Origin of the sequence: Streptomyces sp. F001, from assembly GCF_004187715.1 — a bacterium.
Lineage (GTDB): Bacteria > Actinomycetota > Actinomycetes > Streptomycetales > Streptomycetaceae > Streptomyces > Streptomyces flavusporus.
Genome location: NZ_QZWF01000012.1, coordinates 147,628 through 172,742, shown reverse-complemented (window position 1 = coordinate 172,742; position 25,115 = coordinate 147,628). Strand labels below are relative to the sequence as shown.

The window sequence follows — 25,115 nt, the reverse complement described above, 5'->3', positions numbered from 1 at the left end:
AGGGTTTACGCCTTTTGCCTGGTGCGCCGGCTGCTGATGACCATGGAGGCCAGTACGAGCAGTACGGCGACGAGGAACATGGCCGTACCGATGACATTGATCTGAACGGGCGTTCCGCGCTGCGCGGAGCCCCATACGAACATGGGGAAGGTGACGGTCGAGCCCGCGTTGAAATTGGTGATGATGAAATCGTCGAAGGAGAGCGCGAAGGCGAGCAGTGCGCCCGCGGCGATTCCGGGTGCCGCGATCGGCAGGGTGATCCGGAGGAAGGTCTGGAGGGGGCCTGCGTACAGATCCCGGGCGGCCTCCTCCAGCCTCGGGTCCATCGACATCACCCGTGCCTTGACGGCCGTCACGACGAAGCTGAGGCAGAACATGATGTGGGCGATCAGGATCGTCCAGAATCCCAACTGAACACCCATGTTGAGGAAGAGGGTGAGCAGCGAGGCCGCCATGACGACCTCGGGCATCGCCATGGGCAGGAAGATCAGCGAGTTGACGGCCCCGCGCGCGCGGAAGCGGTACCGCACCAGTGCGAAGGCGATCATCGCGCCCAGGATTGTCGCGCCCAGCGTCGCCCAGAGCGCGATCTGGAGGCTGAGCGACAGCGAGCCGCACAGGTCGGCGACGCCGCACGGATCGGTCCAGGCGTCCGTGGAGAATTCCTGCCACTCGTAGTTGAAACGGCCCTTCGGGTTGTTGAAGGAGAACACCGTGACGACGACGTTCGGGAGCAGGAGATATCCGAGCGTGAACAGTCCCGCGATGACGACGAGATGGCGCTTGAGCCAGTTGACGAAGGCCATTTAAACCAGATCCTCCGTCCCCGACTTGCGGATGTAGAGCGTGACCATGATGAGGATCGCGAACATCAGGATGAAGGAGAGGGCCGCCGCCGTCGGATAGTCCAGAATCCGCAGGAACTGCGACTGGATGACGTTTCCGATCATGCGGGTGTCGGTGGAGCCGAGCAGATCGGCGTTCACGTAGTCACCGGTGGCCGGAATGAACGTCAGCAGGGTGCCGGAGACGACGCCCGGCATCGACAGCGGGAAGGTGACCTTGCGGAAGGTCGTGAAGGGGCGCGCGTACAGATCGCCGGCGGCCTCGTGCAGCCGGCCGTCGATGCGCTCCAGGGAGGTGTAGAGCGGCAGGATCATGAACGGCAGGAAGTTGTACGTCAGACCGCACACCACCGCCAGCGGGGTGGCCAGTACCCGGTCGCCTGCGGTGATACCGAGCCAGCTGGTGACGTCCAGGACGTGCAGGGAGTTCAGGGCGCCGACGACCGGGCCGCCGTCCGCGAGGATCGTCTTCCAGGCGAGCGTACGGATCAGGAAGCTGGTGAAGAACGGCGCGATCACCAGGATCATGATCAGGTTCCGCCAGCGGCCCGCGCGGAACGCGATCAGGTACGCCAGCGGGTAGCCCAGCAGCAGGCACAGGACCGTGGCGGTGCCGGCGTAGAGGACCGAGCGCAGGAACTGCGGCCAGTACTCGGACAGCGCGTTCCAGTAGGTGGCGAAGTGCCAGGTGACCTCGTAGCCCTCCTCCAGGGAGCCCGTCTGCACGGACGTGGAAGCCTGGTAGACCATCGGCAGCGCGAAGAAGACCAGCAGCCAGAGGATGCCGGGCAGCAGGAGCAGGTACGGCGTCCAGCGGCCCCTCTTGCGTGGCGGCTTCTTCGCCGGAACGGGCGCCAGAGGTGGCGCTTCGGTGACAGCGGCCATCAGGAGGTCTCCTCCTCGACCTTCTCGACGCCCGCCTCGATGTCCTGGGACGCGTCCAGGCCGAAGGTGTGCGCCGGGCTCCAGTGCAGGACGACCTCGGCGCCGGGGGCGAGGCGTGTGTCGCGGTCGACGTTCTGGACGTAGACGGCGAGTTCGGCGCCGGCGGGGCTGTCGATGACGTACTGCGTGGAGACGCCTGTGAAGCTGGCGTCGGCGATCCTGCCGGTGACGCGGTTGCGGCCGTCCGGGATCTCGCCGGCGTCGTCGGCGTGCGTGAGGGAGATCTTCTCGGGGCGTACGCCGACCAGCACCTTGCCGCCGGTCGTGGTGGGCGCCGAACAGCGCTCCGACGGCAGGGTGAGCTTGCCGCCGCCCGCCTTGAGGACGATCTCCGCACCGCTCCTGGTGTCGACCTCGGCCTCGATCAGGTTGGAGGTGCCGAGGAAGTTGGCGACGAACGTCGTCCGCGGGTTCTCGTACAGGTCGGCGGGGGCGCCGAGTTGCTCGACGCGGCCCGCGTTCATCACGGCGACCGTGTCGGCCATCGTCATGGCCTCCTCCTGGTCGTGCGTGACATGGACGAAGGTGATGCCGACCTCGGTCTGGATGCGCTTGAGCTCCAGCTGCATCTGACGGCGCAGCTTCAGGTCGAGGGCGCCGAGGGGCTCGTCGAGGAGCAGCACCTCGGGATGGTTGATCAGCGCACGGGCTACGGCCACGCGCTGCTGCTGGCCACCGGAGAGCTGGTGCGGCTTCTTGCGGGCCTGCTCGCCCAGCTGGACCAGGTCGAGCATCTCCTCGACCTGCTTCTTCACCGACTTGATGCCGCGCCGGCGCAGGCCGAAGGCGACGTTCTCGAAGATGTCGAGGTGCGGGAAGAGGGCGTAGGACTGGAAGACCGTGTTCACCGGCCGCTTGTACGGCGGCAGACGGGTCACGTCCTGGTCGCCGAGCGAGACGGTGCCCGACGTCGGCTCCTCCAGGCCCGCGATCATGCGCAGGGTGGTGGTCTTGCCGCAGCCGGACGCGCCGAGCAGGGCGAAGAAGGAGCCCTGCGGCACGGTCAGGTCCAGTGGGTGTACGGCGGTGAAGGAGCCGTAGGTCTTGCTGATTCCGGAGAGGCGGACGTCGCCGCTGCTGTTGGTCGTCGTCATCGTCGTCACGCCCCTGTGAGCTTCGCGAACTTCTCTTCGTAGGCCGTCTCTTCCTTCGAGCTGAGGGAGCGGAAGGCGCGAGACTTGGCGGCCATCTCCTTGTCGGGGAGGATCAGCGGGTTGTTGGCCGCGTCCTCGTCGATCTTGGCGAGTTCCGCCTTCACCCCGTCGACCGGGCACACGTAGTTGATGTACGCGGCGAGCTGCGCGGCCGGCTTCGGCTCGTAGTAGTAGTCGATGAGACGTTCGGCGTTGGTCTTGTGCCGGGCCTTGTTGGGCACCAGCAGGTTGTCCGTCGACGTCATGTATCCGCTGTCCGGGATGAGGAAGTCGACGTCGGGGCTGTCGGCCTTGAGCTGGACGACGTCACCGGCCCAGGCGAGACAGGCCGCGAAGTCGCCCTTGGTGAGGTCCGAGGTGTAGTCGTTACCGGTGAAGCGGCGGATCTGGCCCTGGTCGACGGCCTTCTGGAGGCGGGCTATCGCCGCGTCGAAGTCGTCGTCGGTGAACTTGCCCGGGTCCTTGCCCATGTCGAGCAGCGTCATGCCGACGCTGTCGCGCATCTCGGACAGGAAGCCGACGCGGCCCTTGAGCTTGGGGTTGTCGAGCAGGTCGGAGACCGACTTCACCTCGACGCCGTCCAGCGCCTTCTTGTTGTAGGCGATGACCGTGGAGATGCCGGTCCAGGGGTAGGAGTACGCCCGTCCCGGGTCCCAGTCGGGGCTGCGGAACTGCTGGGACAGGTTGGCGTACGCGGTGGGCAGGTTGGACGGGTCCAGTTTCTGGACCCACCCGAAGCGGATGAGGCGCGCGGCGAGCCAGTCGGTCACGCAGATCAGGTCGCGGCCGGTGTCCTGGCCGGCCGCGAGCTGCGGCTTGATCTTGCCGAAGAACTCGACGTTGTCGTTGATGTCCTCGGTGTACTTGACCGTGATACCGGTGCGCCGCTTGAACTCGTCGAGCGTCGGGTGGTGCTTCTCGCTCTCGTCGACGTCCATGTACTCGGTCCAGTTGGAGAAGTTGACGGTCTTCTCCTTCGCCGAGTGGTCCTCGGACGACACGCCCGACGTCTTCGCCGCCGGGGGGATGCCGCAGGCGCTCAGCGCCCCGAGGCCGCCGACCGCGAGCGCGCCACCGGCGGAGGCGCGCAGCAGGGAACGGCGGGTGAGGGAGGCCCTGCCGCTGCGCAGGCTGCGCCGCATGGCGGCCGCTTGGGCCGCGGACAGGCGGTCGGGCTCGTACTGCTCCATGCGCGTGGTGCCCTTTCGGGAGGGTCGGCGGCCGCGGGTCAGGCGGCCTGTTGTGGCTGTCGGTCCCCGAAGATCGTGCGGTGCCAGTCCTTGCGGGCCACCGCAGTGTTGTCGAACATGACGTGCTTGATCTGGGTGTACTCCTCGAACGAGTACGCGGACATGTCCTTGCCGAAGCCGGACTGCTTGTACCCGCCGTGCGGCATCTCGCTGATGATCGGGATGTGATCGTTGACCCACACGCAGCCCGCCTTGATCTCGCGGGTGGCGCGGCCCGCGCGGTAGACGTCCCGGCTCCAGGCGGACGCGGCCAGCCCGTACGGGGTGTCGTTGGCGAGCCGGATACCTTCGTCGTCGGCGTCGAACGGCAGGACGACGAGGACCGGTCCGAAGATCTCGGACTGGACGATCTCGCTGTCCTGGGACGCGTCCGCGACGAGGGTGGGGCGGTAGTACGCGCCGCTCTCGAGATTCCCCTGTGGTGCCTCGCCGCCCGTCACCACGCGCGCGTAGTCACGTGCCCGGTCGACGAACCCGGCGACGCGGTCGCGTTGGGCGTGGGAGACGAGGGGGCCCAGGTCGGTGCCCGGGGCGAAGGGGTCGCCCAGGCGGACGGTTTCCATCAGTTCGGCGGTTTTCTCGACGAACGCCTCGTAGAGCGGCCTCTGCACGTACGCGCGCGTGGCGGCCGTGCAGTCCTGCCCGGTGTTGATGAGGGCGCCCGCGACCGCGCCGTGGACGGCCGCCTCCAGGTCGGCGTCGTCGAAGACCACGAAGGGTGCCTTGCCGCCCAGCTCCAGGTGGAGCCGTTTGACGGTGGCGGTGGCGATCTCGGCGACCCGCTTGCCGACGGCGGTGGAGCCGGTGAAGGAGGTCATGGCCACGTCGGGGTGGCCGACCAGGTGCTCGCCGGCCTCCTTGCCGGTGCCGGTGACGATGTTGATGACACCGTCGGGGATTCCGGCGTCGGTGGCGGCCTGGGCGAAGAGGAGGGAGGTCAGCGGGGTGAGCTCGGCGGGCTTCAGCACGATCGTGTTGCCCGCGGCGATCGCCGGGAGGATCTTCCAGGCGGCCATCTGGAGGGGGTAGTTCCAGGGCGCGATGGAGCCGACGACACCGATGGGCTCGCGGCGGACGTACGAGGTGTGGTCGCCGGAGTACTCGCCGGCGGACTGCCCCTGGAGGTGCCGGGCGGCACCCGCGAAGAAGGCGGTGTTGTCGATCGTGCCCGGCACGTCGAACTCGCGGGTCAGCTTCAGCGGCTTGCCGCACTGCAGGGACTCGGCGCGGGCCAAGTCCTCCGCGCGGTCGGCGAGTACCGCCGCGAAGCGGTGCAGCGCGTCGGAACGCTCGCCAGGGGTCGCGCCGGACCAGCCGGGGAAGGCGTCGCGCGCCGCGGCGACGGCCGCGTCCACATCGTCCGGGCCGGCCAGCTCGTAGGTGTACACGTCCTCACCTGTGGCCGGGTCGACGACGGTGTGCGTACGACCGGACGTGCCCTTCGTCAGGCGGCCGGCGATGTACTGCGCGCCGTCCGCGAAACGGTCCTGGGCGGGGAATCGTTCCGGGGTGGTCCTGCCCGGCTTGTGCATGTCGCTCTCCTCCGCCGTCGCCCCGCTGCTCACGGGGTGGGTGGCGTAGCTCCAGCTCGATTTGAGTGCCGATCCTGACAGAGCCAATGGCGTCCAACAAGTGATTCCGTTGTTGCCTTTTGGTTACGCGACGGAATCTGTCGACCAGGTGTCGAGTCGACATGGAAAAGGAGGGACGGACTGTCAGTGGTGCCTGCCAGACTCGCATGCATGGAGAGGATCACGGGGAAGATCGATTCCGTGGACGCCCTGGTCAGGGAGGTCCGCGCGGGGGCGCACATCAAGTATCTGCACTTCTGGGGGCACCGGCCACGGTCGGGCGGGTGGGTCCGAGCTGTCTGAGCCAGTGGTGGCCGTCGCCGTTCACGGTGGACGAGGTGGAGTACGCGACGGCGGAGCACTGGATGATGGCCGCCAAGGCGCGACTGTTCGAGGACGCGGAGGCGGAGCGCCGGGTGCTGGCGGCTGCGCATCCCGCGCAGGCGAAGAAGGCGGGGCGGCTCGTGCGCGGCTTCGACGAGTCGATATGGGAGCGCGAGCGCTTCGGGATCGTGGTCGAGGGCAGCGTCCACAAGTTCGGCGCGCATGCGGATCTGCGGGAGTACCTGTTCGACACCGGGGCGCGGGTGCTGGTGGAGGCGAGCCCCGTGGACCGGGTGTGGGGCATCGGGCTCGCCGCGGACGACGAGGCCGCGTCGGATCCGGAGCGGTGGCGGGGGCCGAATCTCCTGGGGTTCGCGTTGATGGAGGCGCGGGAGAGGCTGCGGAGCGCTGAGCCAAACGCCGGGTCGTAGCCCTACGGGTTCATGAGCACCAGGATGCCGAAGCCGGCGCCGAGGAGGATGCCCACGATGCCGCAGATGATCCCGGCGAGGGCCTGGCCGGGGTTGGTGGCCTCGCCGCGGTTCGCCCTGCTGCGGCCGACCGCGCCGAAGATCACGCCCAGGATGCCCAGGATGATCGCCACCGGCCACAGACAGAAGCCGGCGGCGGCCACGATGCCGACCACGAGCCCGGCCGTGCCGAGCCCGTTGCTGGGCATCGCCTGTGCACCGGGCCAGCCGTAGTAACCCTGGGCGCCGTGCGTGTGCGGGCTGCCGTAGCCGGGCCCGCCCGGGTAGCCGTGACCGCCGGGATAGCCGTACGGGACCTGGCCGGGGCCGTCGGGGGCTATGGGCGGAGGCGGGACGGCGCCGTCCTGGGGGTGCAGGACACCTGCGGTGGGCGCGGCGAACGGGTTGCCGGCGGTGGGGGCCGACGGCGGGAACGCATCGTACGGGCCGCCTGAGCTGGGCGGCACGGTCGGGGCGGCCCACGCCTGCTGGGGTGCGCCCGTCGACGGGGCGGTCGGTGCTGCCCATCCCTGCGGGGCCTGGGCTGCCGGGGGGCTGTCCGCGGCGGGCAGGGACGTGATCGTCTGCTGGTCGTGGACGGAGGGGCCGGCCGGGTTGACGGGTCCGCTCGACACGATCGTGTCGCCGGGGCCGCCCATGACGTCGTTCGCCGGCGGTGCCCAGGGGTTCGGCTCAGGGCTGGGAGCTGCGGCGGGGTGCTTGTCGAGGGGGACCTGCGGCGGCGTGCCCTGCCGGGCCGCGTCCGCATCGTACGGGGTCCGGGGCGATGGCGAGGCCTCCCCGTCCGGCGGCACGAGGGGCACCGTCTCGCCGACCTGCGATATGCCGAACGCCGTGTCGCGGTCCTGCTGGACCTCCGGAATCGCGCCGCTGTCCAACACGACCTCGGGCGTCCCGTCATACGCCGACCGCTGCGGCGGCGCCCACGGGTCGCGGGGTACCGCATCACTGGGCACTGCACCGCCGGGCGCCGCACCGCTCGCCGCCCCACCGCTCGCCGCCCCACCGCTCGGGGCCCCACCGCCGGACGCCGCGCCACTGGCAGCCGCACTGCCGGGCACTGCACCGCTCGGGGCCCGACCGCTCGCCGCCGCACCGGATACGCCGTCGTCCCGGCCCGCCGACGCGGGCGCGGCGCTGGCCTCCGGCGCTGCCGGCGGCTGCCTGTCGTCGGACATGCGCGGGGATCCCCTCTGTCGTGCGTGCCGCGAAGCATGCTACGGCCCTGGCATCTGCCGTGTGGGCCCGGCATACGATGATCCCCGAGTCACCGATCAGCCGATCACCCGCGTCCCGCCGCCACCGCGGCCGGGGACGCCGTTCCCGGGGAGGAACCTTGACCGACCACGCCGCCGTATCCGCCGTACCCGGCGTCCGCGACCCGCACGCCTTCATCGCCGGACTGCCCAAGGCCGAACTGCACGTGCACCACGTCGGCTCCGCCTCTCCCCGGATCGTCGCAGAACTGGCCGCCCGCCACCCCGACTCCAAGGTGCCCACCGACCCCGAGGCCCTGGCCGACTACTTCACGTTCACGGACTTCGCGCACTTCATCGAGGTGTACCTGTCCGTCGTCGACCTGATCCGCACCCCGGAGGACGTCCGGCTGCTGACGTACGAGGTGGCCCGGGACCTGGCCCGGCAGCAGGTGCGGTACGCCGAGCTGACCATCACTCCCTTCTCCTCCACCCGGCGCGGCATCGAGGAGCAGGCCTTCATGGAGGCGATCGAGGACGCCCGCAAGGCGGCCGAGGCGGACTTCGGGACCGTACTGCGCTGGTGCTTCGACATCCCCGGCGAGGCAGGTCTCGAGGCCGCCGAGGAGACCACGCGGCTCGCCACCGACGACAAGGTGCGCCCCGAGGGACTGGTGTCGTTCGGACTCGGCGGACCCGAGATCGGCGTACCCCGGCCGCAGTTCGAGCCGTACTTCGACCGGGCCATCGCCGCCGGGCTGCGCTCGGTGCCGCACGCCGGCGAGACGACCGGCCCGCAGACGGTCTGGGACGCCCTCACTCACCTGCGCGCCGAGCGCATCGGGCACGGCACCAGTTCCGCACAGGACCCGAAGCTGCTGGCGCACCTCGCCGAGCACCGGATCCCGCTGGAGGTGTGCCCGACCTCCAACATCGCCACGCGCGCGGTCCGCACCCTCGACGAGCACCCGATCAAGGAGTTCACCCGCGCCGGCGTCCTCGTCACGATCAACTCGGACGATCCGCCGATGTTCGGCACCGACCTCAACAGCGAGTACGCCGTGGCCGCCCGGCTCCTCGACCTCGACGAGCGGGGTCTCGCCGACCTCGCGAAGAACGCGGTCGAGGCGTCCTTCCTGGACGAGGCCGGCAAGACGAGCCTGGCGGCCGAGATCGACACCTACACCTCGGCCTGGCTCGCGTCCTGACCACCACCGGAATTGACCTCATGCCGAACGTGACTGCCGTGGCCCACCGCGGCGCCCCCTACCACCATCCCGAGAACACGGTCGACTCGCTGCGTACCGCGCTCGAACTGGGCGCGGACGCCGTCGAGATCGACGTACGGCTCACTCGGGACGGCGTGCCCGTGCTGCTGCACGACGAGACGCTGAAGCGGCTGTGGGAGCACGACCGGCCGCTGCTGTCGCTGTCGGCGGACGAGGTGCACGGGCTCACCGACGGCGCGGTGCCGACGCTCGCCCAGGCGCTCACGGCGACCGACGGCAGCCGGGTGATGCTCGACCTGCCGGGCACGCCCGATGTGCGGGCGGCGCGCCGGGTCGTGGACGTCGTGCGCGACTGCGGGGCCCAGGACCGCGTGTACTACTGCGCGGGCCCCTCCGCCATGCTCGCCGTGCGCGCCGCCGACCCGGCCGCCGAGATCGCCCTGACCTGGACGACGCTGGCCCCGCCGCGCCCCGCACTGCTGGACGCGGTACGCCCGCGCTGGCTCAACTACCGCTTCCCACTGGTCGGTCGTGACCTCGCAGCCCGCGTCCACCGCGACGGCTACCTGCTCTCCGTCTGGACCCCCGACACCCGACGCGCCATGCGCCGGCTCCTCGGCATGGGCGTCGACTCGATCACCACGAACCGCATCGACGCCCTGTGCGCGCTGCGCACGTTCCGTTGACCCGCGCTACACGCGGGACCGTTGAGGAACCGTCGCCGGGTCGGCCGGGGTGGTGCGGGTGACGTACTGCGGTACGGGGGTGTCGTCCTTGCCCGTGTCGCGGACGAGGCCGTAGCGCTTCGCGCCTTCGGAGGGCCCGGAGTTGATGTCCTCGTGCACGGCGTTCCAGCTCGACGGGAAGACGGTCAGGCCGTAGGAGGCGCCGCGCTCGTTCTGGTGGAGGGTGACGGTGCCGTCGACGTAGAAGTACTCGTTCTGCCACATCTGCTGGGTGCCGTCGGGCAGGACGGTGTAGCCGGTGTCCGGGCCGCCCATGCCGGTGACGGGGCCGCCGTCGGCGGCCTCCCCGGTGACGTCGTCCATGCGGCGGCCGCCACCGGAGGCAACGTGGAAGATCTTGCCCTTCAGACCGGTCCAGGTCGGCATGGTCAGCCCGCCTGGCCGGTCGTGCGGCGCGATCTGCCAGCGCACCAGGACATAGCCCTGCCCGCTGAGCGTCACGCTCTCGCCGCGGTGCTGCATGACGGCCCGCGCACCCCAGGTGCTGGTGATGCCGGACTCGGGGCGGTGCGGCAGGGCCGCGGGGCGGGCGTTCGGGTCCGGGGCCCGGTCGACGGCGTCGACGACCGTGCCGTACAGCTCGACCTTCCGCTGCGTCACCGACGGCGACGGTGAAGGCGTGGCCGACGGGGTCACGGAAGGGACCGGGGACGACGGCGGTCGGGCCGTGCTCGACGCCGTCGGGGCGACCGCCCGCGGCGGGGCGTCGGGGGTCTGGGTGACGACGTACGCGCCGCCCGCGACGATCGTCGCGCCGGCCGTCACCGCAACGGCGGGCTGGGTGATCGCGGCCATCACCTTCGCGGACCAGCCGACGGAGGTCGCCGTGGCCGTGGCCGCGACCGCCGTCTTGCCGCCGAGGGCCAGCGACAGCGTGAAGCCGACCGGGATCGGGACGAGCGCGATGCCGACGAGGAGCCGCTCCGCCGGTACGACGGACTCGCGGGTGTCACCGCAGTAGCCGCAGCCCCTGATGTGCCGGGCCAGCCGCTTGCGCCAGATCGAGTCGGGACGGCCGTTCCAGCGGGCGGTCAGCTCACGCAGGTCGGGGCAGGCGCCGTCGAGCGCCCGTACGATGCCGCGCGCGGTCTCCAGCCGCTCCTTCACCCGCTGGACGCGCACCGCGGCGTGCTGCCGGCTGATCCCGGCCGCCGCGGCCAGTTCGCGCCGGGTCAGCTCGCCCGCGACCTCCAGCCACCAGAGCGACAGCAGTTGCCGGTCCTCGTCGTCCAGCCAGCGCACCGCCTCCGCGACCTCACGCCGCTGCCCCTCCAACTGCAGCCGCAGCACGGTGAGTTCGGCGAAGTCGGTGGCCTCGCGCGCGGCCGACTCGTCGAGGTGGGCGGGCTGCTTACGGCGGGCCCGGTCCCGTATCTGCCGCATGGCGATGGCGACGAGCCAGGAGCGGAAGCTGTCCGGGTCCCGCAGCGAGCCGAGGTTGTCGACGGCGCGCAGCATGGTCTCCTGGACGACGTCGTCGACGTCGGCGTGGCCGTTCAGGGCGCGCCCGACCACGTTGTAGACCAGCGGCAGCCAGCCCTCGACCAGCTCGTCCAGCGCATGCCGGTCACCGGCCTGCGCCGCCGCGATGGTGGAGCGCCACTGCCTGCCGGCTCCCTCGTCCACGTACGTCCTCTCCCGGCTCACTTGCTGCCCGTACGCACCTTCTCAGCCTGACCAGCACTTTTGGCTATGTCGGAGGTCACATTCCACTTCGGGTACGGGCGGGACATGGGGGCGGCTCCCGGGTGCGGGGGGATGAGGGACGCGAGTGGAGACGCGGTGAAGCGGGGGCGGATAACACTTTTTCGGCGACGGGCGGCTTTCGGTGACGGACGGCGGGGAGCGTCGCCGACCGGGACCCGTAGGGGCGACCCCTTACAACGTCCGGTTTTTGTACGGCAGTTGCTCCGGGCTTCCCCAGGGTCGCAGGCCCTCCTCACCGACGATCCGGCCGGGGCCGTACGGCCCGACGATGATCACGGACATTCCACCGGACGTCTCACCGACTTCAGGAGCAGCAGATGCCCGTACGCCCCCTCCCGGCCCTCCTCACCTCCGCGCTCGCCCTGACCCTGACCGCACTGCCGCTGGCCGGTACGGCCTCCGCGCGGCCCGCGTCGTCGTGCAGCGCGCAGGCGATCGAGACCGCCGATCCGGCCGGTCCCGACATCAAGGCGCTGTGCGCCGCGCTCGCCGGACTGCCTGACAAGGACGCGACGGCCGCGCTGATCCGCGTGGGCGGCAAGGGGAGCTGGCACGGAGCGGCCGGGGTGCGTGACGCGAAAACCGGGGCTCCGGCGCTCGAGAAAGCGCGCTTCCGGGCCGGTTCGACGACGAAGATCGTGACAGCGGCGATCGTGCTGCAACTCGCCGCCGAGGGGCGGATCTCCCTCGACGGCACGGTGCAGCAGTATCTGCCGGGGCTGCTGACGGAGGACTTCGAGCCCGTCACCGTACGGCAGTTGCTGAACTTCACGAGCGGGCTGCAGCCGGGGGCGTCCCTCGGTGAGAACGTCGACGACGGCTACGAGCACCGCTTCGAGACGCTGACTCCCGAGGAGGTGGTGGCCGCGTCGGTTGCCAAGGGCCCCGACCCCGACCACGCGCCCGGCGAGCACCAGCGGTACGGCAACATCCACTACACCGTGCTCGGCATGCTGATCGAGAAGGTGACCGGCGACTCGTACGCCCACCAGGCGGCCGTACGAATCTTCCGCCCGCTCGGCATGCGGCACACGTCCTTCCCCGACGGCCCGGACCCCCGCGTCCACGGCCCGCACAACCGCGGGTACGACTGGATCGACGGAGAGTTGGTGGACGTGACGGACTGGAACATGTCCGACCGTTGGGCGGTCGGCGACATGATCTCGACTACGGCGGACCTGGAAAGGCTGCTGGTGGGCCTGTTCCACGGCCGTGTCGTGCCCGAGCCGCAGCTGACGCAGATGTTCACGGTCCCGGACCTGCCGGGGGCGACGATGGGCATGGGCCTGGAGCGCTTCGAGCTGAACGGGCGGGAGATCTGGGGCAAGACGGGATCCCGCCCCGGCTATCACACGGTCGTGGCGGCCACCCGTGACCTGTCCCGGACTCTGGTCTACTCCGTCAACTCGACCGACGCGAAGGGCGACGGCCTGGCCATCGTCCAGCGCTTCGGTTTCCCGGCGTTCAACCGCTGACGACGGCGGCGGCTGGAGGCGCCCAAGGCGCGGTCAGCGCCTCCAGCCGCTTGATCTTCTTCCGTACGACGTACAGCGGGATCACCCCGAAGACGCCGAACGACATGTCGATCACCGACCACCAGAAGGGGATGTCGCGGATCGGCCCGCAGATGAGGGCGAGCGGGATGATGCCGGCGCAGGCGATCATCCCGAACTCGACGACCCAGATGTTGCGGACCGGGTCGCGGTAGGGGCCGTAGAAGGCGACCGCGATGACGAGATGCGCGAAGGCGAGCCAGTCCGTGCCGTACAGGAGGAAGGGGTACTCGGCGTCGGCCGTGTCGACCCCGCGTCGTACTCGCTCGATCCAGTCCATCAGCCCCGGCAGGTGCTCCTGCGCCGACAGGGACCGCAGCAGGTCCTCGGTCCAGCGAAGTTCGTGGACGAGGGGGAAGGCCGTGGCGCCGCTGAGCACCAGGCAGACGATGAAGAAGACCAGCCAGGCACGGATGCCCTTCAGCAGGGCGGCTCTGTCGCTCATGGCGGGAGCGTACGCCTGAAATTGAACATGTTCAAAACGCTTCCGGGCCCTGCCCGCAGAATCAATCGGGCTTCCCACGGACCTGCCACGTCAGCAGGTCCACCGCCGCGTTGACGATGGTGTGGGGATCCGGGCCCGCGTCCAGCGAGGCCCCTCGCTCGTCCGGGCCGAGCGGTTCGAGCGCGGCAAGCTGTGAGTCGAGCAGCGATATCGGCATGAAGTGGCCGCTGCGCCGGCTGATCCGGTCTGCCAGCAGCTCGCGGCCGGCTGTCAGGTGCAGGAAAAAGACATCTGGACAGGCCGCTCGCAGTGTGTCCCGGTAGCGTCGCTTCAGCGCGGAGCAGGTCACCACGCCGCCGCTGGCCGCTGCGTCGCGCTCGTGCAACCAGCGCCCGATGGACTCCAGCCAAGGTTGCCGGTCCGCGTCATCGAGCGGAGTGCCGGCCGACATTTTGGCGATCCCGGCCGGTGAGTGGAAATCGTCACCCTCCGCAAAGGGGACGCTCAGCCGCTCCGCGAGCAGGCGCGCCACCGTGCTCTTGCCGATCCCGGCAACACCTGTGACCACGATGCACGGGGATCGACGCTCAGCGCCGAGGCACATCACAGTGCTCTCAGGGCGCATCGCCCGGCGGCGCCGCTTCAGCATGCAGCAGCTCACCGCGCCGCTGCTGCCCGCTTCCGTAGGGCCGGGGAGCCGGCCCGTCGGAACCCGCCGGGTACTCCTCGAGCGGAACGAGATCCTTCTGCCATGCGCTCAGTACGGGTGTCAGGACCCGCCAGGCCTCTTCGGCCTCGTCACCGCGGATGGACATGGCGGGGTCCCCGTTGAGGACGTCCAGCAGGAGCCGGCCGTAGGCGGGGAGGTGGGGTGGTTCCAACTGCGCGGTCAGCGACAGCGGGGCGAGGGTGTTGGGGTGGGAGCCGATGCCTGTCAGGTCGAAGGTCAGGCCTTCCGGTTCGAGCCCGAAGCGGAGCACGTTGGGGCGGGGTTCTCCGCTGTGACCGAAGGGCAGATGAGGCACGGAGCGGAAGCGCACCGCGACCTCTTTGCGGTCCGCACGCAGTGCTTTGCCGCTGCGCAGCCGGAAGGTTGTTCCCGACCAGCGCCAACTGTCCAGTTCCAGCTCCACCTCGGCGTAAGTCTCGATGCGGCGCCGCGGGTTGACGCCTTCCTCGTCGGCATAGGCGGGAATGTCGTGGTCTCCGATCCGGCCGGCCAGATAGCGCGCACGGCGTGTGCGGCGTACGACGTCGTCTTCGGTGAGGAGTCGCACGGACCGCAGCACATCGACCTTCCGGTCGCGCAGGTCGCGCTCGCCGAGGGTGATGGGCGGTTCCATGGCCACCAGGCAGAGCAACTGCAGCAGATGGTTCTGCACCATGTCCTTGAGCGCCCCGACGGTGTCGTAGTAGCCGGCCCTGCCTTCCAGTGCGAGGGTCTCGTCCCAGACGATGTCCACCTCGGCGATGTGGGTGCTGTTCCAGATGGGCTCCAGCACGCGGTTGGCGAGTCTGCTGCCGAGCACGTTCTGGACGGTCGTCATGGCCAGGAAGTGGTCGACCCGGAACACGGCCTGCTCGGGGACGAGGTCGGCCAGCAGCTGGTTCAGCTCCTGTGCGCCGGCCAGATCCTCGCCGAAGGGCTTCTCCAGCACGATCCGGCTGCCCTCCGGCAGGCCTGCCCGGTGCAGCGCGGAGACCACCACGGGGAAGAGGCCCGGAGGGAGGGCGAGGTAGACGGCGACGGGGCCCTCACCGGCGACGACCGAGGCGATGTCGGCGGGGTTGGTGACATCGGCCCGCTGATAGCGGGTCGCAGCCGCGATCGCTGCCTTGGCGTCGGCTGGACAGTGCCCACCGTGGCGGTCGATCTGCGCGGTCACCCATTCCCGGTACCGTTCGTCGTCCCAGTCCTCCCGGCTCGCGCCGGTCAACCGGAAGTGGTCGCCGAGGTCTCCTGTCGCCCTCAGCGCGACCAGGGCCGGCAGCAGGTAGCGTGCGCTGAGGTCACCTGTCGCACCCAAGATCGCGAGCCGGTTGATCATGCGTTGACGCCTGCCTTCGCTCGGGCGAGGTTCACACCGCTGGCGGTGATCCCGATGTGGCTGAATGCCTGGGGGAAGTTACCCATGAACTCTCCGGTGGACGGGTCGATCTGCTCCGACAGCAGCCCCAGCGGGCTCGCTCGAGCGCACAACGAGGCGTACAGCTCCTCGGCCTCTTCGATCCGGCCCTGGCCGATGAGGTTGTCGACGAGCCAGAAGCTGCACAGCACGAAGGCACCCTCGTCGCCGGCCAGGCCGTCGGGTGACTCCTTGTGCAGATAGCGGTAGAGCAGGCCCCCGCCGGCCGACAGGCGTTCGGCGACGGCCGTGGCGGTGGCCACCATCCGCGGGTGATCCGCGGGGACGACCTGGCGCAGCGGAAGCGCGAGCAGGCTGGCGTCGACAGCGCCGCCGCCGTCGAGATGCACGCTCAGGCTCTGCGCCTCCTCGTCCCAGGACCCCTCGAGGATGAGCCGGCGCAGCTCTTCGGCCGAGGCCCGCCACATGGCGACGTTCCCGGGCAAGCCGAGCCGCTCACCGATCGTCGCAGCCCGGTCCAGGGCCACCTGGCACATCCCCGCCGAATACGTGAACACCCGGCCCTCGTTGCGTACCTCCCAGATCCCCTGATCCGGCTGTCGCCACGCCTGTCCTGCGGCGTCGGCCAGCCCGGCCAGGCTGGCCCACAGCGGGGGCTGGATGTCCCGGCCGGAACGCAGCCACTGGTCGGCGCAGTCCAGGATCTCGCCGTAGACGTCGTGCTGGCGCTGGTCGGCTGCGCCGTTGCCCCATCGCACCGGGGCGGAGCGCTGATAGCCCTCCAGCTCGGCATCCTCCACCTCGTCGGGCACCGGGCTGCCGTCGAGGGCGTACATGATCCGAGGCCGCCGGCTGTACTCGAAAGCGTCGAGGACCCATCCGAGGAAGGCGTCGGCCTCACCCTCGAAGCCGATGCGGCGCAGCGCGAACACGGCGAAGGCCGCATCCCTGATCCAGGCGTAGCGGTAATCCCAGTTGCGGATCCCGCCGATCGGTGCGGGCAGGGAGGAGGTGGGGGCCGCCACGAGCGAGCCGTTGGCCCAGTCGTCGCACAGTTTCAGTGTGATGGCCGCCCGTCGGACCAGCGGTTCTTCCGGGCCGTGGTACTGGAAATGCCGCATCCAGCGGCGCCACGCGTCGGCGGTGCCCCGCAGCATCGCGTCGGTGTCGAACCGATGGTGGCGATGGAAGCGGCCCCAGGACAGCACGAGATCGAGACGTTCGCCCTGCCGGAGGTCATGAGTGCTGTGCAGGCCGGTCAGGGGACGGTTGGAGCGCAGGTGCAGCCGCAGGTCAGGGCGCCGGGACGGCCGTACCTCCAGCCCGCTGAACAACGCCTGGGCCTGCCCGCCGCCCCGGGGCTCCAGGTCCATCCGCAGGCGTACGTTCCCGTGCAGGACCACAGCCGAACGGACAAGCTCGGCCCGGTCAGCGGGGGCGTCGTCGGTGAGGTCGGCCCCAGAGCGCAGGACCAGCGCATCGGTGACGCGGACCAGGCCGTCGGCGCCGCGCAACTCCGTTGTCAGTACGCCGGTGTCGGGCTCGTAACGCTGCCGCGCCTCGACCAGGTTCTCCGGTGCCAGGGTGAAGTGCCCTCCTCGTGCCTGGTCCAGCAGGCCGCAGAACAGCGGTTCGGCATCGAAGCGGGGCAGGCACATCCACGGAATGGAACCGTCCAGCCCGACCAGCGCAGCCGTCGCACCGTCACCGATGAGGCCGAGATCCTCCAGCGGCAGATAGCCGTGCCGCCTGCGAACCGGGCGGAAGGGGGGGTCGGGATCGTGCATGCCGTCTCTCTTTTCGCAGCGCCGTCAGCCGGCGACCCGATAAGCCCGGCTAGAATGTGATCATTACTTTCACGACGTCGTCGAGCTTCTTGTCGGAGACCTCGAAAGCCCGCTCCATGTCGTCGAAGCGAAACTCATGGGTCGTCATGTGCGAGGGGTCGACAAGCTGTCTCTCCAGCACCCGCAGCAGTCGCTCCATGCGGAGCCTGCCGCCAGGGCACAGTCCCGTGGCGATCGTCTTGTCGGCCATGCCGACGCCCCACTCGACCCGGGGGATGCGCACGAATTCCCCGTCTCCGAAATAGCCGATGTTGGAGACCGTGCCCCCGGGCTTGGTGACCTTCACTGCGGTCTGGAACGTCGCATCCGCGCCGAGCGCCTCGATGGCGGTGTCGACTCCCTCGCCCCGTGTCAGTTCAAGGATCCGCTCGACGACATCCTCGCTGGTGAAGTCCACGATCTCGCCCGCACCGTACGTACGCGCGAGTTTCTGCCGGTCGGGAACCGACTCGACTCCGATGACCAGGCCGGCACCGCGGAGCCTGGCCCCTGCAGTCGCCATCAGACCCACCGGGCCCTGGGCGAGAACGGCCACTGTTCCGCCGATCGGGATGTTCCCCTTCTCCGCCCCCATGAAGCCGGTCGAGAGCATGTCGGCGCAGTAGACCGCCATTTCATCACTGATGGCGTCGGGGATGTTCGCGAGATTGGCGTCGGCCTCGTTCACGTGGAAATAGTCGGCAAAGACCCCGTCCTTGGAATTAGCGAACTTGAAGCCTCCGAGCGGTGCTCCGGACTGCGACGGATATCCGTTCTGAGAGGCCAGGTCACCCCAGTCGGGGGTGATGGCACCCACCAGCACACGGTCGCCGGGCCGGAAGTCCTTCACCTCGCTGCCCACGGCATGCACGATGCCTACCGCTTCGTGGCCCAGCGTCAGGTTCTCCCGCGGACCGATGCCACCTTGGACGGTGTGGGAATCGGACGTGCAGATGAGGGCCCTCGTCGTCTGGACGACAGCGTCGCCCGGACCCGGCTGCGGAACGGGCTTCTCCATGAAGCCCACCCGCCCGATCTCCTTCATCACGAACGCCTTCACCTGACTGTCCTTCCTGCAGGCGTACCACCGCCGCACCGGCGGCTTGCCGGTGCGAACCGGCCCCTGACATCCGGCGGCCCGCAACAGCCACTCACTACTGCCACTGTGCCAAGGGCTGAGTCGGCTCGCGACCCGGCCGCACCGACGGCAGGACCACGCTGAATCGGACCGCCCGCGGACGCCTACGGCCACTCTGCTGAACACGCCCACACGCCGCATCGCCTGCTGCAGCAGTGAAGAAACCCCCTGCTAGCGTCGGGCTTCGCGCGCGAGGAAGGGTGGAGGACGCGGTGGGTGACAAGGGCACAGGGCAAGCCTTCATCGGGTCGTTCACCTCAGCCGGCGGGCGCGGAATCATGGTGGCCGCCGTGGATCCGGTGACCGGGGCGCTGACCGAAACCGGCGTTGTCGATGCCGTGGCCGACCCGTCGTATCTCGCCGTCGGGCACACCGAGGCGGGCCCCGTCCTCTACGCCGTCTCCGAGACGGCACAGGGGGCGGTCGCCGCCTATGACATCGCCGGTCCGGTGCCCCGCCCCATCTGCGCACCCGTGGCCGTGCGCGGGGAGGCACCCACGCATCTCGCGGTCGCTCACGGTCACCTGCTGACCGCCAACTACGACTCCGGCAGCGTCACCGTGCTGCCGCTCGCCTCCGACGGCACCCCGCAGGCCCCCAGCAACGTGTTGCGCCACGAGGGCGGAGGGCCGCACCCCACCCGCCAGTTGGGCCCGCACGCGCACCAGGTGCTTCCCGATCCCTCCGGACGCTGGGTGCTCAGTGTCGACCTCGGCACCGACTCGGTGCGGATCTGTTCCCTGGACGCAGAAGCGGGCAGGCTGACGCTGCACGGGGAGACCTCACTACCGCCCGGCACCGGACCGCGTCACCTCGCCTTCCACCCGGCCGGAGGCCATGCGTACGTCCTCGGCGAACTCGAGCCCACCCTCACCGCATGCCGCTGGGACGCCACTGCCGGGGTGCTCGAGCCGGTGCGGGCGACTTCGCTGTTCCCGGACGGTACCGACGCTGCCGTGTCTCCGTCGGCGCCGGTCGTCTCACACGACGGACGCCACTTGTGGGCGGCAGTCCGTGGCCCCGACACCATCGCCGTTCTCGCCCTCGACGCGGTCGGCGAGCGGGCGGACCTGGTTGCATCGGTGCCGTGCGGGGGGCGGTGGCCGCGCGATCTGGTCCTGCACCCGTCGGGCACGCGTCTGTACGCGGCGAACGAGCGCTCAGGCGACGTCACATGGTTGGACGTCGACTCCACGACGGGCATCCCTCACCGCGCAGGTTCCTTGTCGGTCCCGGCGGCATCCAACGTCGTCTTCGTCTGATGACGGCCGACGCACAGGCGGCGTGCCGTCACCTGTTCGACGCGCCCAAGAGGCGGTGGCGGGGCGAACAGTCAAGCTGGTGACGGATTGCCTCAACTCATCACCCCGGAGCTCGCCTTGTCCCAGACCGCACCCATGCACACCGCGCGTACTCCGACACCCTGGACCAGGCGAACCTTCTTCGCTGCCGTCATGCTGTTGGTGATCGGCGCGTTCAATCTGATCGAGGGCCTGGCCGCGCTCTTCAGAGACGTCGTCTTCGCCGACACCGGATCGGGCGTCCTGGTCTTCGATCTCAGCTCCTGGGGCTGGATCCACCTCATCATCGGAGTGCTGCAGATTCTCACCGGCATCGGACTGATGACGGGTCAGGCATGGGCGAGACCGGTGGCGATCACCCTGGTCGTTCTCAACCTCATCGCGCAGATGCTGTTCTTCACGGTCTATCCGCTGTGGGCCATGCTCATCGTCGCCCTGGACGTCTTCGTGCTGTGGACCCTGATGGTGCACAGCCTTGAGGATGCCCGCAAGGCGTCGTGACAACCCGGGACGGCTTACCCACGTCGTGCCTTGCCGCGGACGACGGTGACGGGACAGTGTGCGTGGTGGAGCAACGCCTGGCTCACCGAACCCATGAGCAACCCGGCAAAACCTCCGCGCCCCCTGGCTCCGACGACCATGAGCTGGGCGGTCTTGCTCGCCTCGATCAGCACCTCGCGGGTCTCACCGCTCGCCACTTCGTGTCTGACCGTGACGTCCGGATATCTCTCCGTGCGACCGGCGAGCGCCTGGGCCAGCAGACGCTCCCCGCTCTCGGCGCCCGTACCAGCCGGCGCATAGTCCGGCATCCACGCGTGCACGGCGACGATCTCAGTCCCGCGCAGCGCCGCCTCGGCGAAGGCGAAATCGACCGCCTTCTCGCCCTCAGGGGATCCGTCCACACCCAGCACGATCGGCCCGGCGCCCTCCGGCTCCCCGCGCACCACCATCACCGGACACTGGCTGTGGGCGGCCAGGGACACCGCCGTCGACCCCAGCAGCATCCCGATGAAGCCCCCCATACCCCGGGGGCCGACGACCACCAGATCCGCGGCTCGCGACTCGGCCTCCAGCACCGCCACCGCGTCGCCGGTCACCACCGCTTCCCCGACCTCCACGTCAGGTGTCACGCTCCGGGCACGCTGCGCCGCCTCCGTCACCACGCGATTGAGCGGCGACGGGTCCAGCGGCGCGTACATGGGCCTCACCGGCCAGCTGAAGGCGTGCACCACCCGCAGCTCCGCACGGCGCCGCTGCGCTTCCCGGGCGGCCGCCTCCACCGCGGCAAGACTCGACGCCGAGCCGTCCACTCCTACGACGACCAGGTTGCCCACCGCGCCTCCCTTGCTCGCTTCAGCTCCAAGCTTCACCCCGGCGATGCGTTGCTGCCATCCGGCCAGGCGGTCGGCCGTGCAGCGCGCGATCAGGGAACGGCGGGAGAGCGCGGACGTCTTGAGCAGGGCCGTTGCGGCAGCATGCCGCCGACGCGGTGGCATGACAGTGGACGCTGCGGCGAGCCGACCCGCACAGCCCGGACACCTTGCCGATCACCCGGACACACCGCGGCCCCGGACGGTCCGTCCTCCGTCCGGGGCCACGTTCAACCGGCGACTTACACGTCCAGCGACGTCATCACGTGCTTGATCCGCGTGTAGTCGTCGAAGCCGTACGCCGAGAGGTCCTTGCCGTAGCCGGACTTCTTGAAGCCGCCGTGCGGCATCTCGGCGACCAGCGGGATGTGGGTGTTGATCCACACACAGCCGAAGTCGAGCTTCTTGGACATGCGCATCGCGCGGCCGTGGTCCTTGGTCCAGACGGAGGAAGCGAGGGCGTACTCGACGCCGTTCGCCCACTCGGTGGCCTGGTCCTCGTCGGTGAAGGACTGGACGGTGATGACCGGGCCGAAGACCTCGTTCTGGATGATCTCGTCGTCCTGCTTGAGGCCCGAGACGACGGTCGGGGCGTAGAAGTAGCCCTTGTCGCCGACCTGGTGACCACCGGCCTCGACCTTGGCGTGGGCGGGCAGCCGCTCGATGAAGCCGGCGACCTGCTTGAGCTGGTTGGGGTTGTTCAGCGGGCCGTACAGCACGTCCTCGTCGTCCGGCTGTCCGGTCTTGGTGTCGGCGGCGGCCTTGGCGAGGGCCTGCACGAACTCGTCGTGGATCGCCTCGTGGACGAGGACGCGGGTGGCGGCCGTACAGTCCTGCCCGGCGTTGAAGAAGCCCGCCACGGAGATGTCCTCGACGGCCTTGGCGATGTCGGTGTCCTCGAAGACGACGACCGGCGCCTTGCCGCCCAGCTCCAGGTGGACTCGCTTGACGTCCTTGGCGGCCGACTCGGCGACGGACATGCCCGCGCGCACGGAACCGGTGATGGAGGCCATCGCCGGGGTCGGGTGCTCGACCATCATGCGGCCGGTGTCGCGGTCGCCGCAGATGACGTTGAAGACGCCCTTGGGCAGGATCGAGCCGAGGATCTCCGCGATCAGGACCGTCGAGGCGGGGGTGGTGTCCGAGGGCTTCAGCACCACCGTGTTGCCCGCGGCGATCGCCGGGGCGAACTTCCACACGGCCATCATCATCGGGTAGTTCCACGGCGCGACCTGCGCGCAGACGCCGACCGGCTCACGGCGGATGATCGAGGTCATCCCGTCCATGTACTCACCGGCCGAGCGGCCCTCCAGCATCCGGGCCGCGCCCGCGAAGAAGCGGATCTGGTCGACCATCGGCGGGATCTCCTCGGAGCGGGTCAGCCCGACGGGCTTGCCCGTGTTCTCCACCTCGGCCGCGATCAGTTCCTCGGCACGCTCCTCGAACGCGTCCGCGATCTTCAGGAGGGCCTTCTGCCGCTCGGCGGGCGTGGTGTCCCGCCACCCCGGGAACGCGGCGGCGGCGGCCGTCATCGCGGCGTCGACGTCGGCCTGCCCGGACAGCGGCGCGGTGGCGTACGCCTCGCCGGTCGCGGGGTTCACCACCTCGGTGGTCCGTCCGTCGGCGGCGTCCCGGAACTCTCCGTCGATGTAGTTGCGCAGACGACGCAGCTCGGTGCTCACTGCCGGCCCTCCAAGTTCGGGTGTCCAATCACTGAGACACCCACCCTAATCCGTAAGCCCACGGTTTCAACACCCCCCGACGCGCCAGATCTGCGAAATCCGCAAGTCTCGAACTCGTAAACAACGAATTTCATCGATCCAGCCTTGCGAAACCGACGAGACCTCGTGCAGAGTGAGCTCGTGGCCAGTCGAAGCGCAGACCAGAGGACCTCCCGGGACATCCGCGAGTCCTCTCGCGACCCCCGGAACGGCAATCCGCAGCTGGATGCCGTCTCCCTCGCCATCATCGAACAGCTCCAAGAGGACGGCCGCCGGCCGTACGCCGCCATCGGCAAGGCCGTGGGCCTCTCCGAAGCGGCCGTGCGCCAGCGCGTGCAGAAGCTGCTCGACCAGGGCGTGATGCAGATCGTCGCCGTCACGGACCCGCTCACCGTGGGCTTCCGCCGACAGGCGATGGTCGGCATTCACGTGGAAGGTGATGTGGAGTCCGTCGCCGACGCACTGACCTCCATGTCCGAATGCGAGTACGTGGTGATGACCGCAGGCTCCTTCGACCTGATGGTGGAGATCGTCTGCGAGGACGACGACCACCTGCTGGACGTCATCAACAAACGCATCCGGGCCATCCCCGGAGTGCGCTCCACCGAGAGCTTCGTCTACCTCAAGCTCAAGAAGCAGACCTATATGTGGGGAACCCGATAACCGTGAGTACCAAGGACCTCAGCCGCTCCGCGTACGACCACCTGTGGATGCACTTCACCCGCATGTCCTCGTACGAGAACTCCCCCGTTCCCACCATCGTCCGGGGCGAGGGCACCTACATCTACGACGACAAGGGCAAGCGCTACCTCGACGGTCTCGCGGGTCTGTTCGTGGTCCAGGCCGGTCACGGCCGGGTCGAGCTCGCCGAGACCGCCTTCAAGCAGGCGCAGGAGCTGGCGTTCTTCCCGGTGTGGTCCTACGCCCACCCCAAGGCCGTGGAGCTGGCCGAGCGCCTGGCCCACCACGCGCCGGGCGACCTCAACAAGGTCTTCTTCACCACCGGCGGCGGCGAGGCGGTCGAGACCGCCTGGAAGCTCGCCAAGCAGTACTTCAAGCTCACCGGCAAGCCCACCAAGCACAAGGTGATATCCCGCGCGGTCGCCTACCACGGCACCCCGCAGGGCGCCCTGTCCATCACCGGCCTGCCGGCCCTGAAGGCCCCCTTCGAGCCGCTCGTCCCGGGCGCGCACAAGGTCCCGAACACCAACATCTACCGCGCCCCGATCTTCGGCGACGACCCCGAGGCCTTCGGTCGCTGGGCCGCCGACCAGATCGAGCAGCAGATCCTCTTCGAGGGCCCGGACACGGTCGCGGCCGTCTTCCTGGAGCCGGTGCAGAACGCCGGCGGCTGCTTCCCGCCGCCGCCCGGCTACTTCCAGCGGGTCCGCGAGATCTGCGACAAGTACGACGTGCTGCTGGTGTCGGACGAGGTCATCTGCGCCTTCGGCCGCCTGGGCACGATGTTCGCCTGCGACAAGTTCGACTACGTCCCGGACATGATCACCTGTGCCAAGGGCATGACCTCGGGCTACTCCCCGATCGGCGCCTGCATCATCTCCGACCGCCTGGCCGAGCCGTTCTACAAGGGCGACAACACCTTCCTGCACGGCTACACCTTCGGCGGCCACCCGGTCTCCGCGGCCGTGGGCCTCGCCAACCTCGACCTGTTCGAGCGCGAGAACCTCACCCAGCACGTGCTCGACAACGAGGGCGCGTTCCGCACCACCCTGGAGAAGCTGCACGACCTGCCGATCGTCGGCGACGTCCGCGGCAACGGCTTCTTCTACGGCATCGAGCTGGTCAAGGACAAGGCGACCAAGGAGTCCTTCAACGAGGAGGAGACCGAGCGCGTCCTGTACGGCTTCCTCTCCAAGGCCCTCTTCGACAACGGCCTGTACTGCCGTGCCGATGACCGCGGTGACCCGGTCGTCCAGCTCGCCCCGCCGCTGATCTCCGACCAGGAGACGTTCGACGAGATCGAGCAGATCCTGCGCGCGACGCTGACGGAGGCGTGGACAAAGCTCTGATCAACTGACGCTGTGATCAACTACGGCCCCGGTGCCGTCCGTTCGAGTGAGAAACGGCGGCCCGGGGCTGTGTGCTGTCCGGCCCGGCTCCTTTGAGTACCTAGCGTGCCAGTGACCGATCGGCCCAGCCTTCGTTCCCCCGCTTGGGGGACTTGGCACAGGAAAGCGGATCAACTGAGGAGTACG

At 69.4% G+C, this 25,115-nt stretch carries 20 protein-coding genes and 2 pseudogenes; 8 read left to right on the top strand and 14 right to left on the bottom strand.

Going from position 1 to position 25,115, the window contains the following annotated elements:
- Positions 1 to 5: 5 nt before the first annotated feature.
- Genes StrepF001_RS31885 through StrepF001_RS31865 form a run of 5 tightly spaced genes read right to left on the bottom strand, consistent with a single transcriptional unit; the run spans position 6 to position 5,726 of the window.
- Positions 6 to 806 carry an ABC transporter permease gene (locus tag StrepF001_RS31885; protein ID WP_129801636.1) on the bottom strand — a complete coding sequence of 267 codons (801 nt, stop codon included), beginning with the start codon at positions 804 to 806 and terminating at the stop codon, positions 6 to 8.
- The gene (locus StrepF001_RS31880; protein ID WP_129801635.1) at positions 807 to 1,730 is read right to left on the bottom strand and encodes an ABC transporter permease; all 924 of its coding nucleotides are present in this window, start codon (positions 1,728 to 1,730) and stop codon (positions 807 to 809) included. It abuts the gene before it with no gap.
- Entirely contained in the window at positions 1,730 to 2,884 is a 1,155-nt protein-coding gene (locus StrepF001_RS31875) for an ABC transporter ATP-binding protein (protein ID WP_206306999.1), read from the bottom strand. Before StrepF001_RS31875 ends, StrepF001_RS31880 begins: the two co-directional genes overlap by 1 nt.
- A 5-nt stretch (positions 2,885 to 2,889) precedes the next feature.
- Positions 2,890 to 4,134, bottom strand: coding sequence for a spermidine/putrescine ABC transporter substrate-binding protein (locus tag StrepF001_RS31870; protein ID WP_129801633.1), 1,245 nt, complete (start codon positions 4,132 to 4,134; stop codon positions 2,890 to 2,892).
- 38 nt (positions 4,135 to 4,172) lie between these two features.
- Positions 4,173 to 5,726: a gamma-aminobutyraldehyde dehydrogenase gene (locus StrepF001_RS31865; RefSeq protein ID WP_129801632.1), complete on the bottom strand. Its 1,554-nt coding sequence runs from the start codon at positions 5,724 to 5,726 to the stop codon at positions 4,173 to 4,175.
- Between the two features lie 210 nt (positions 5,727 to 5,936).
- Between StrepF001_RS31865 and StrepF001_RS31860 the strand changes: the two are divergent.
- A pseudogene (locus StrepF001_RS31860) lies at positions 5,937 to 6,520 on the top strand (NADAR family protein).
- A gap of 2 nt (positions 6,521 to 6,522) precedes the next feature.
- Here StrepF001_RS31860 and StrepF001_RS48575 read toward each other — a convergent pair.
- Entirely contained in the window at positions 6,523 to 7,758 is a 1,236-nt protein-coding gene (locus StrepF001_RS48575) for a hypothetical protein (protein ID WP_240797769.1), read from the bottom strand.
- A 61-nt stretch (positions 7,759 to 7,819) separates the two neighbouring features.
- Between StrepF001_RS48575 and StrepF001_RS31850 the strand changes: the two are divergent.
- A pseudogene (locus StrepF001_RS31850) lies at positions 7,820 to 8,984 on the top strand (adenosine deaminase).
- 20 nt (positions 8,985 to 9,004) lie between these two features.
- Positions 9,005 to 9,691, top strand: coding sequence for a glycerophosphodiester phosphodiesterase (locus tag StrepF001_RS31845; RefSeq protein WP_129801630.1), 687 nt, complete (start codon positions 9,005 to 9,007; stop codon positions 9,689 to 9,691).
- Between the two features lie 6 nt (positions 9,692 to 9,697).
- Here the strand turns inward: StrepF001_RS31845 and StrepF001_RS31840 are convergent, their stop codons facing one another.
- The gene (locus tag StrepF001_RS31840) at positions 9,698 to 11,398 is read right to left on the bottom strand and encodes a sigma-70 family RNA polymerase sigma factor (protein WP_129801629.1); all 1,701 of its coding nucleotides are present in this window, start codon (positions 11,396 to 11,398) and stop codon (positions 9,698 to 9,700) included.
- 377 nt (positions 11,399 to 11,775) lie between these two features.
- Between StrepF001_RS31840 and StrepF001_RS31835 the strand changes: the two genes are divergently transcribed.
- Positions 11,776 to 12,933, top strand: coding sequence for a serine hydrolase domain-containing protein (locus StrepF001_RS31835; protein WP_129801628.1), 1,158 nt, complete (start codon positions 11,776 to 11,778; stop codon positions 12,931 to 12,933).
- Here StrepF001_RS31835 and StrepF001_RS31830 read toward each other — a convergent pair.
- The 5 genes from StrepF001_RS31830 to StrepF001_RS31810 form a co-directional block, all read right to left on the bottom strand.
- Positions 12,923 to 13,456 (bottom strand): hypothetical protein, encoded by a 534-nt coding sequence (locus StrepF001_RS31830; protein ID WP_129801627.1) that lies wholly within the window; start codon positions 13,454 to 13,456, stop codon positions 12,923 to 12,925. The two genes, StrepF001_RS31835 and StrepF001_RS31830, sit on opposite strands and share 11 nt — an antisense overlap.
- Before the next feature lie 61 nt (positions 13,457 to 13,517).
- Positions 13,518 to 14,060, bottom strand: a complete 543-nt coding sequence (locus tag StrepF001_RS31825; protein ID WP_129801655.1) for a gluconokinase — start codon at positions 14,058 to 14,060, stop codon at positions 13,518 to 13,520.
- Positions 14,061 to 14,070: 10 nt separating this feature from the next.
- Positions 14,071 to 15,504: a glucose-6-phosphate dehydrogenase gene (locus tag StrepF001_RS31820; protein WP_129801626.1), complete on the bottom strand. Its 1,434-nt coding sequence runs from the start codon at positions 15,502 to 15,504 to the stop codon at positions 14,071 to 14,073.
- Positions 15,501 to 17,330, bottom strand: a complete 1,830-nt coding sequence (locus tag StrepF001_RS31815) for a glycoside hydrolase family 15 protein (RefSeq protein WP_129801625.1) — start codon at positions 17,328 to 17,330, stop codon at positions 15,501 to 15,503. Before StrepF001_RS31815 ends, StrepF001_RS31820 begins: the two co-directional genes overlap by 4 nt.
- 49 nt (positions 17,331 to 17,379) lie before the next feature.
- Positions 17,380 to 18,429 carry an NAD(P)-dependent alcohol dehydrogenase gene (locus tag StrepF001_RS31810; RefSeq protein WP_129801624.1) on the bottom strand — a complete coding sequence of 350 codons (1,050 nt, stop codon included), beginning with the start codon at positions 18,427 to 18,429 and terminating at the stop codon, positions 17,380 to 17,382.
- A gap of 290 nt (positions 18,430 to 18,719) precedes the next feature.
- On the opposite strand from StrepF001_RS31810, the gene StrepF001_RS31805 reads away from it, so the two are divergent.
- The gene (locus StrepF001_RS31805; RefSeq protein ID WP_129801623.1) at positions 18,720 to 19,769 is read left to right on the top strand and encodes a lactonase family protein; all 1,050 of its coding nucleotides are present in this window, start codon (positions 18,720 to 18,722) and stop codon (positions 19,767 to 19,769) included.
- Positions 19,770 to 19,961: 192 nt separating this feature from the next.
- Positions 19,962 to 20,309, top strand: a complete 348-nt coding sequence (locus StrepF001_RS31800) for a hypothetical protein (protein ID WP_129801622.1) — start codon at positions 19,962 to 19,964, stop codon at positions 20,307 to 20,309.
- Positions 20,310 to 20,323: 14 nt separating this feature from the next.
- Here the strand turns inward: StrepF001_RS31800 and StrepF001_RS31795 are convergent, their stop codons facing one another.
- Positions 20,324 to 21,142, bottom strand: a complete 819-nt coding sequence (locus StrepF001_RS31795; RefSeq protein WP_240797773.1) for a universal stress protein — start codon at positions 21,140 to 21,142, stop codon at positions 20,324 to 20,326.
- Between the two features lie 278 nt (positions 21,143 to 21,420).
- A complete protein-coding gene (locus tag StrepF001_RS31790) occupies positions 21,421 to 22,860 on the bottom strand; it encodes a gamma-aminobutyraldehyde dehydrogenase (RefSeq protein ID WP_129801620.1) in 1,440 nt (479 codons plus the stop codon).
- 165 nt (positions 22,861 to 23,025) lie between these two features.
- Here StrepF001_RS31790 and StrepF001_RS31785 point away from each other — a divergent pair, with 165 nt between their 5' ends.
- Together StrepF001_RS31785 and StrepF001_RS31780 are read left to right on the top strand one after the other, a co-directional pair.
- Positions 23,026 to 23,562: an Lrp/AsnC family transcriptional regulator gene (locus tag StrepF001_RS31785; RefSeq protein ID WP_129801619.1), complete on the top strand. Its 537-nt coding sequence runs from the start codon at positions 23,026 to 23,028 to the stop codon at positions 23,560 to 23,562.
- The gene (locus StrepF001_RS31780; RefSeq protein ID WP_165396419.1) at positions 23,547 to 24,929 is read left to right on the top strand and encodes an aspartate aminotransferase family protein; all 1,383 of its coding nucleotides are present in this window, start codon (positions 23,547 to 23,549) and stop codon (positions 24,927 to 24,929) included. The genes StrepF001_RS31785 and StrepF001_RS31780 overlap by 16 nt, the downstream gene beginning before the upstream one ends.
- Positions 24,930 to 25,115: the final 186 nt, after the last annotated feature.

Excerpts from the sequence above, each read along its gene's own strand:
- StrepF001_RS31885 (WP_129801636.1), bottom strand. The coding sequence starts at position 806 with ATGGCCTTCGTCAACTGGCTCAAGCGCCATCTCGTCGTCATCGCGGGA.
- StrepF001_RS31880 (WP_129801635.1), bottom strand. The coding sequence starts at position 1,730 with ATGGCCGCTGTCACCGAAGCGCCACCTCTGGCGCCCGTTCCGGCGAAG.
- StrepF001_RS31875 (WP_206306999.1), bottom strand. The coding sequence starts at position 2,884 with ATGACGACGACCAACAGCAGCGGCGACGTCCGCCTCTCCGGAATCAGC.
- StrepF001_RS31870 (WP_129801633.1), bottom strand. The coding sequence starts at position 4,134 with ATGGAGCAGTACGAGCCCGACCGCCTGTCCGCGGCCCAAGCGGCCGCC.
- StrepF001_RS31865 (WP_129801632.1), bottom strand. The coding sequence starts at position 5,726 with ATGCACAAGCCGGGCAGGACCACCCCGGAACGATTCCCCGCCCAGGAC.
- StrepF001_RS48575 (WP_240797769.1), bottom strand. The coding sequence starts at position 7,758 with ATGTCCGACGACAGGCAGCCGCCGGCAGCGCCGGAGGCCAGCGCCGCG.
- StrepF001_RS31845 (WP_129801630.1), top strand. The coding sequence starts at position 9,005 with ATGCCGAACGTGACTGCCGTGGCCCACCGCGGCGCCCCCTACCACCAT.
- StrepF001_RS31835 (WP_129801628.1), top strand. The coding sequence starts at position 11,776 with ATGCCCGTACGCCCCCTCCCGGCCCTCCTCACCTCCGCGCTCGCCCTG.
- StrepF001_RS31830 (WP_129801627.1), bottom strand. The coding sequence starts at position 13,456 with ATGAGCGACAGAGCCGCCCTGCTGAAGGGCATCCGTGCCTGGCTGGTC.
- StrepF001_RS31825 (WP_129801655.1), bottom strand. The coding sequence starts at position 14,060 with ATGTGCCTCGGCGCTGAGCGTCGATCCCCGTGCATCGTGGTCACAGGT.
- StrepF001_RS31820 (WP_129801626.1), bottom strand. The coding sequence starts at position 15,504 with ATGATCAACCGGCTCGCGATCTTGGGTGCGACAGGTGACCTCAGCGCA.
- StrepF001_RS31815 (WP_129801625.1), bottom strand. The coding sequence starts at position 17,330 with ATGCACGATCCCGACCCCCCCTTCCGCCCGGTTCGCAGGCGGCACGGC.
- StrepF001_RS31800 (WP_129801622.1), top strand. The coding sequence starts at position 19,962 with ATGCTGTTGGTGATCGGCGCGTTCAATCTGATCGAGGGCCTGGCCGCG.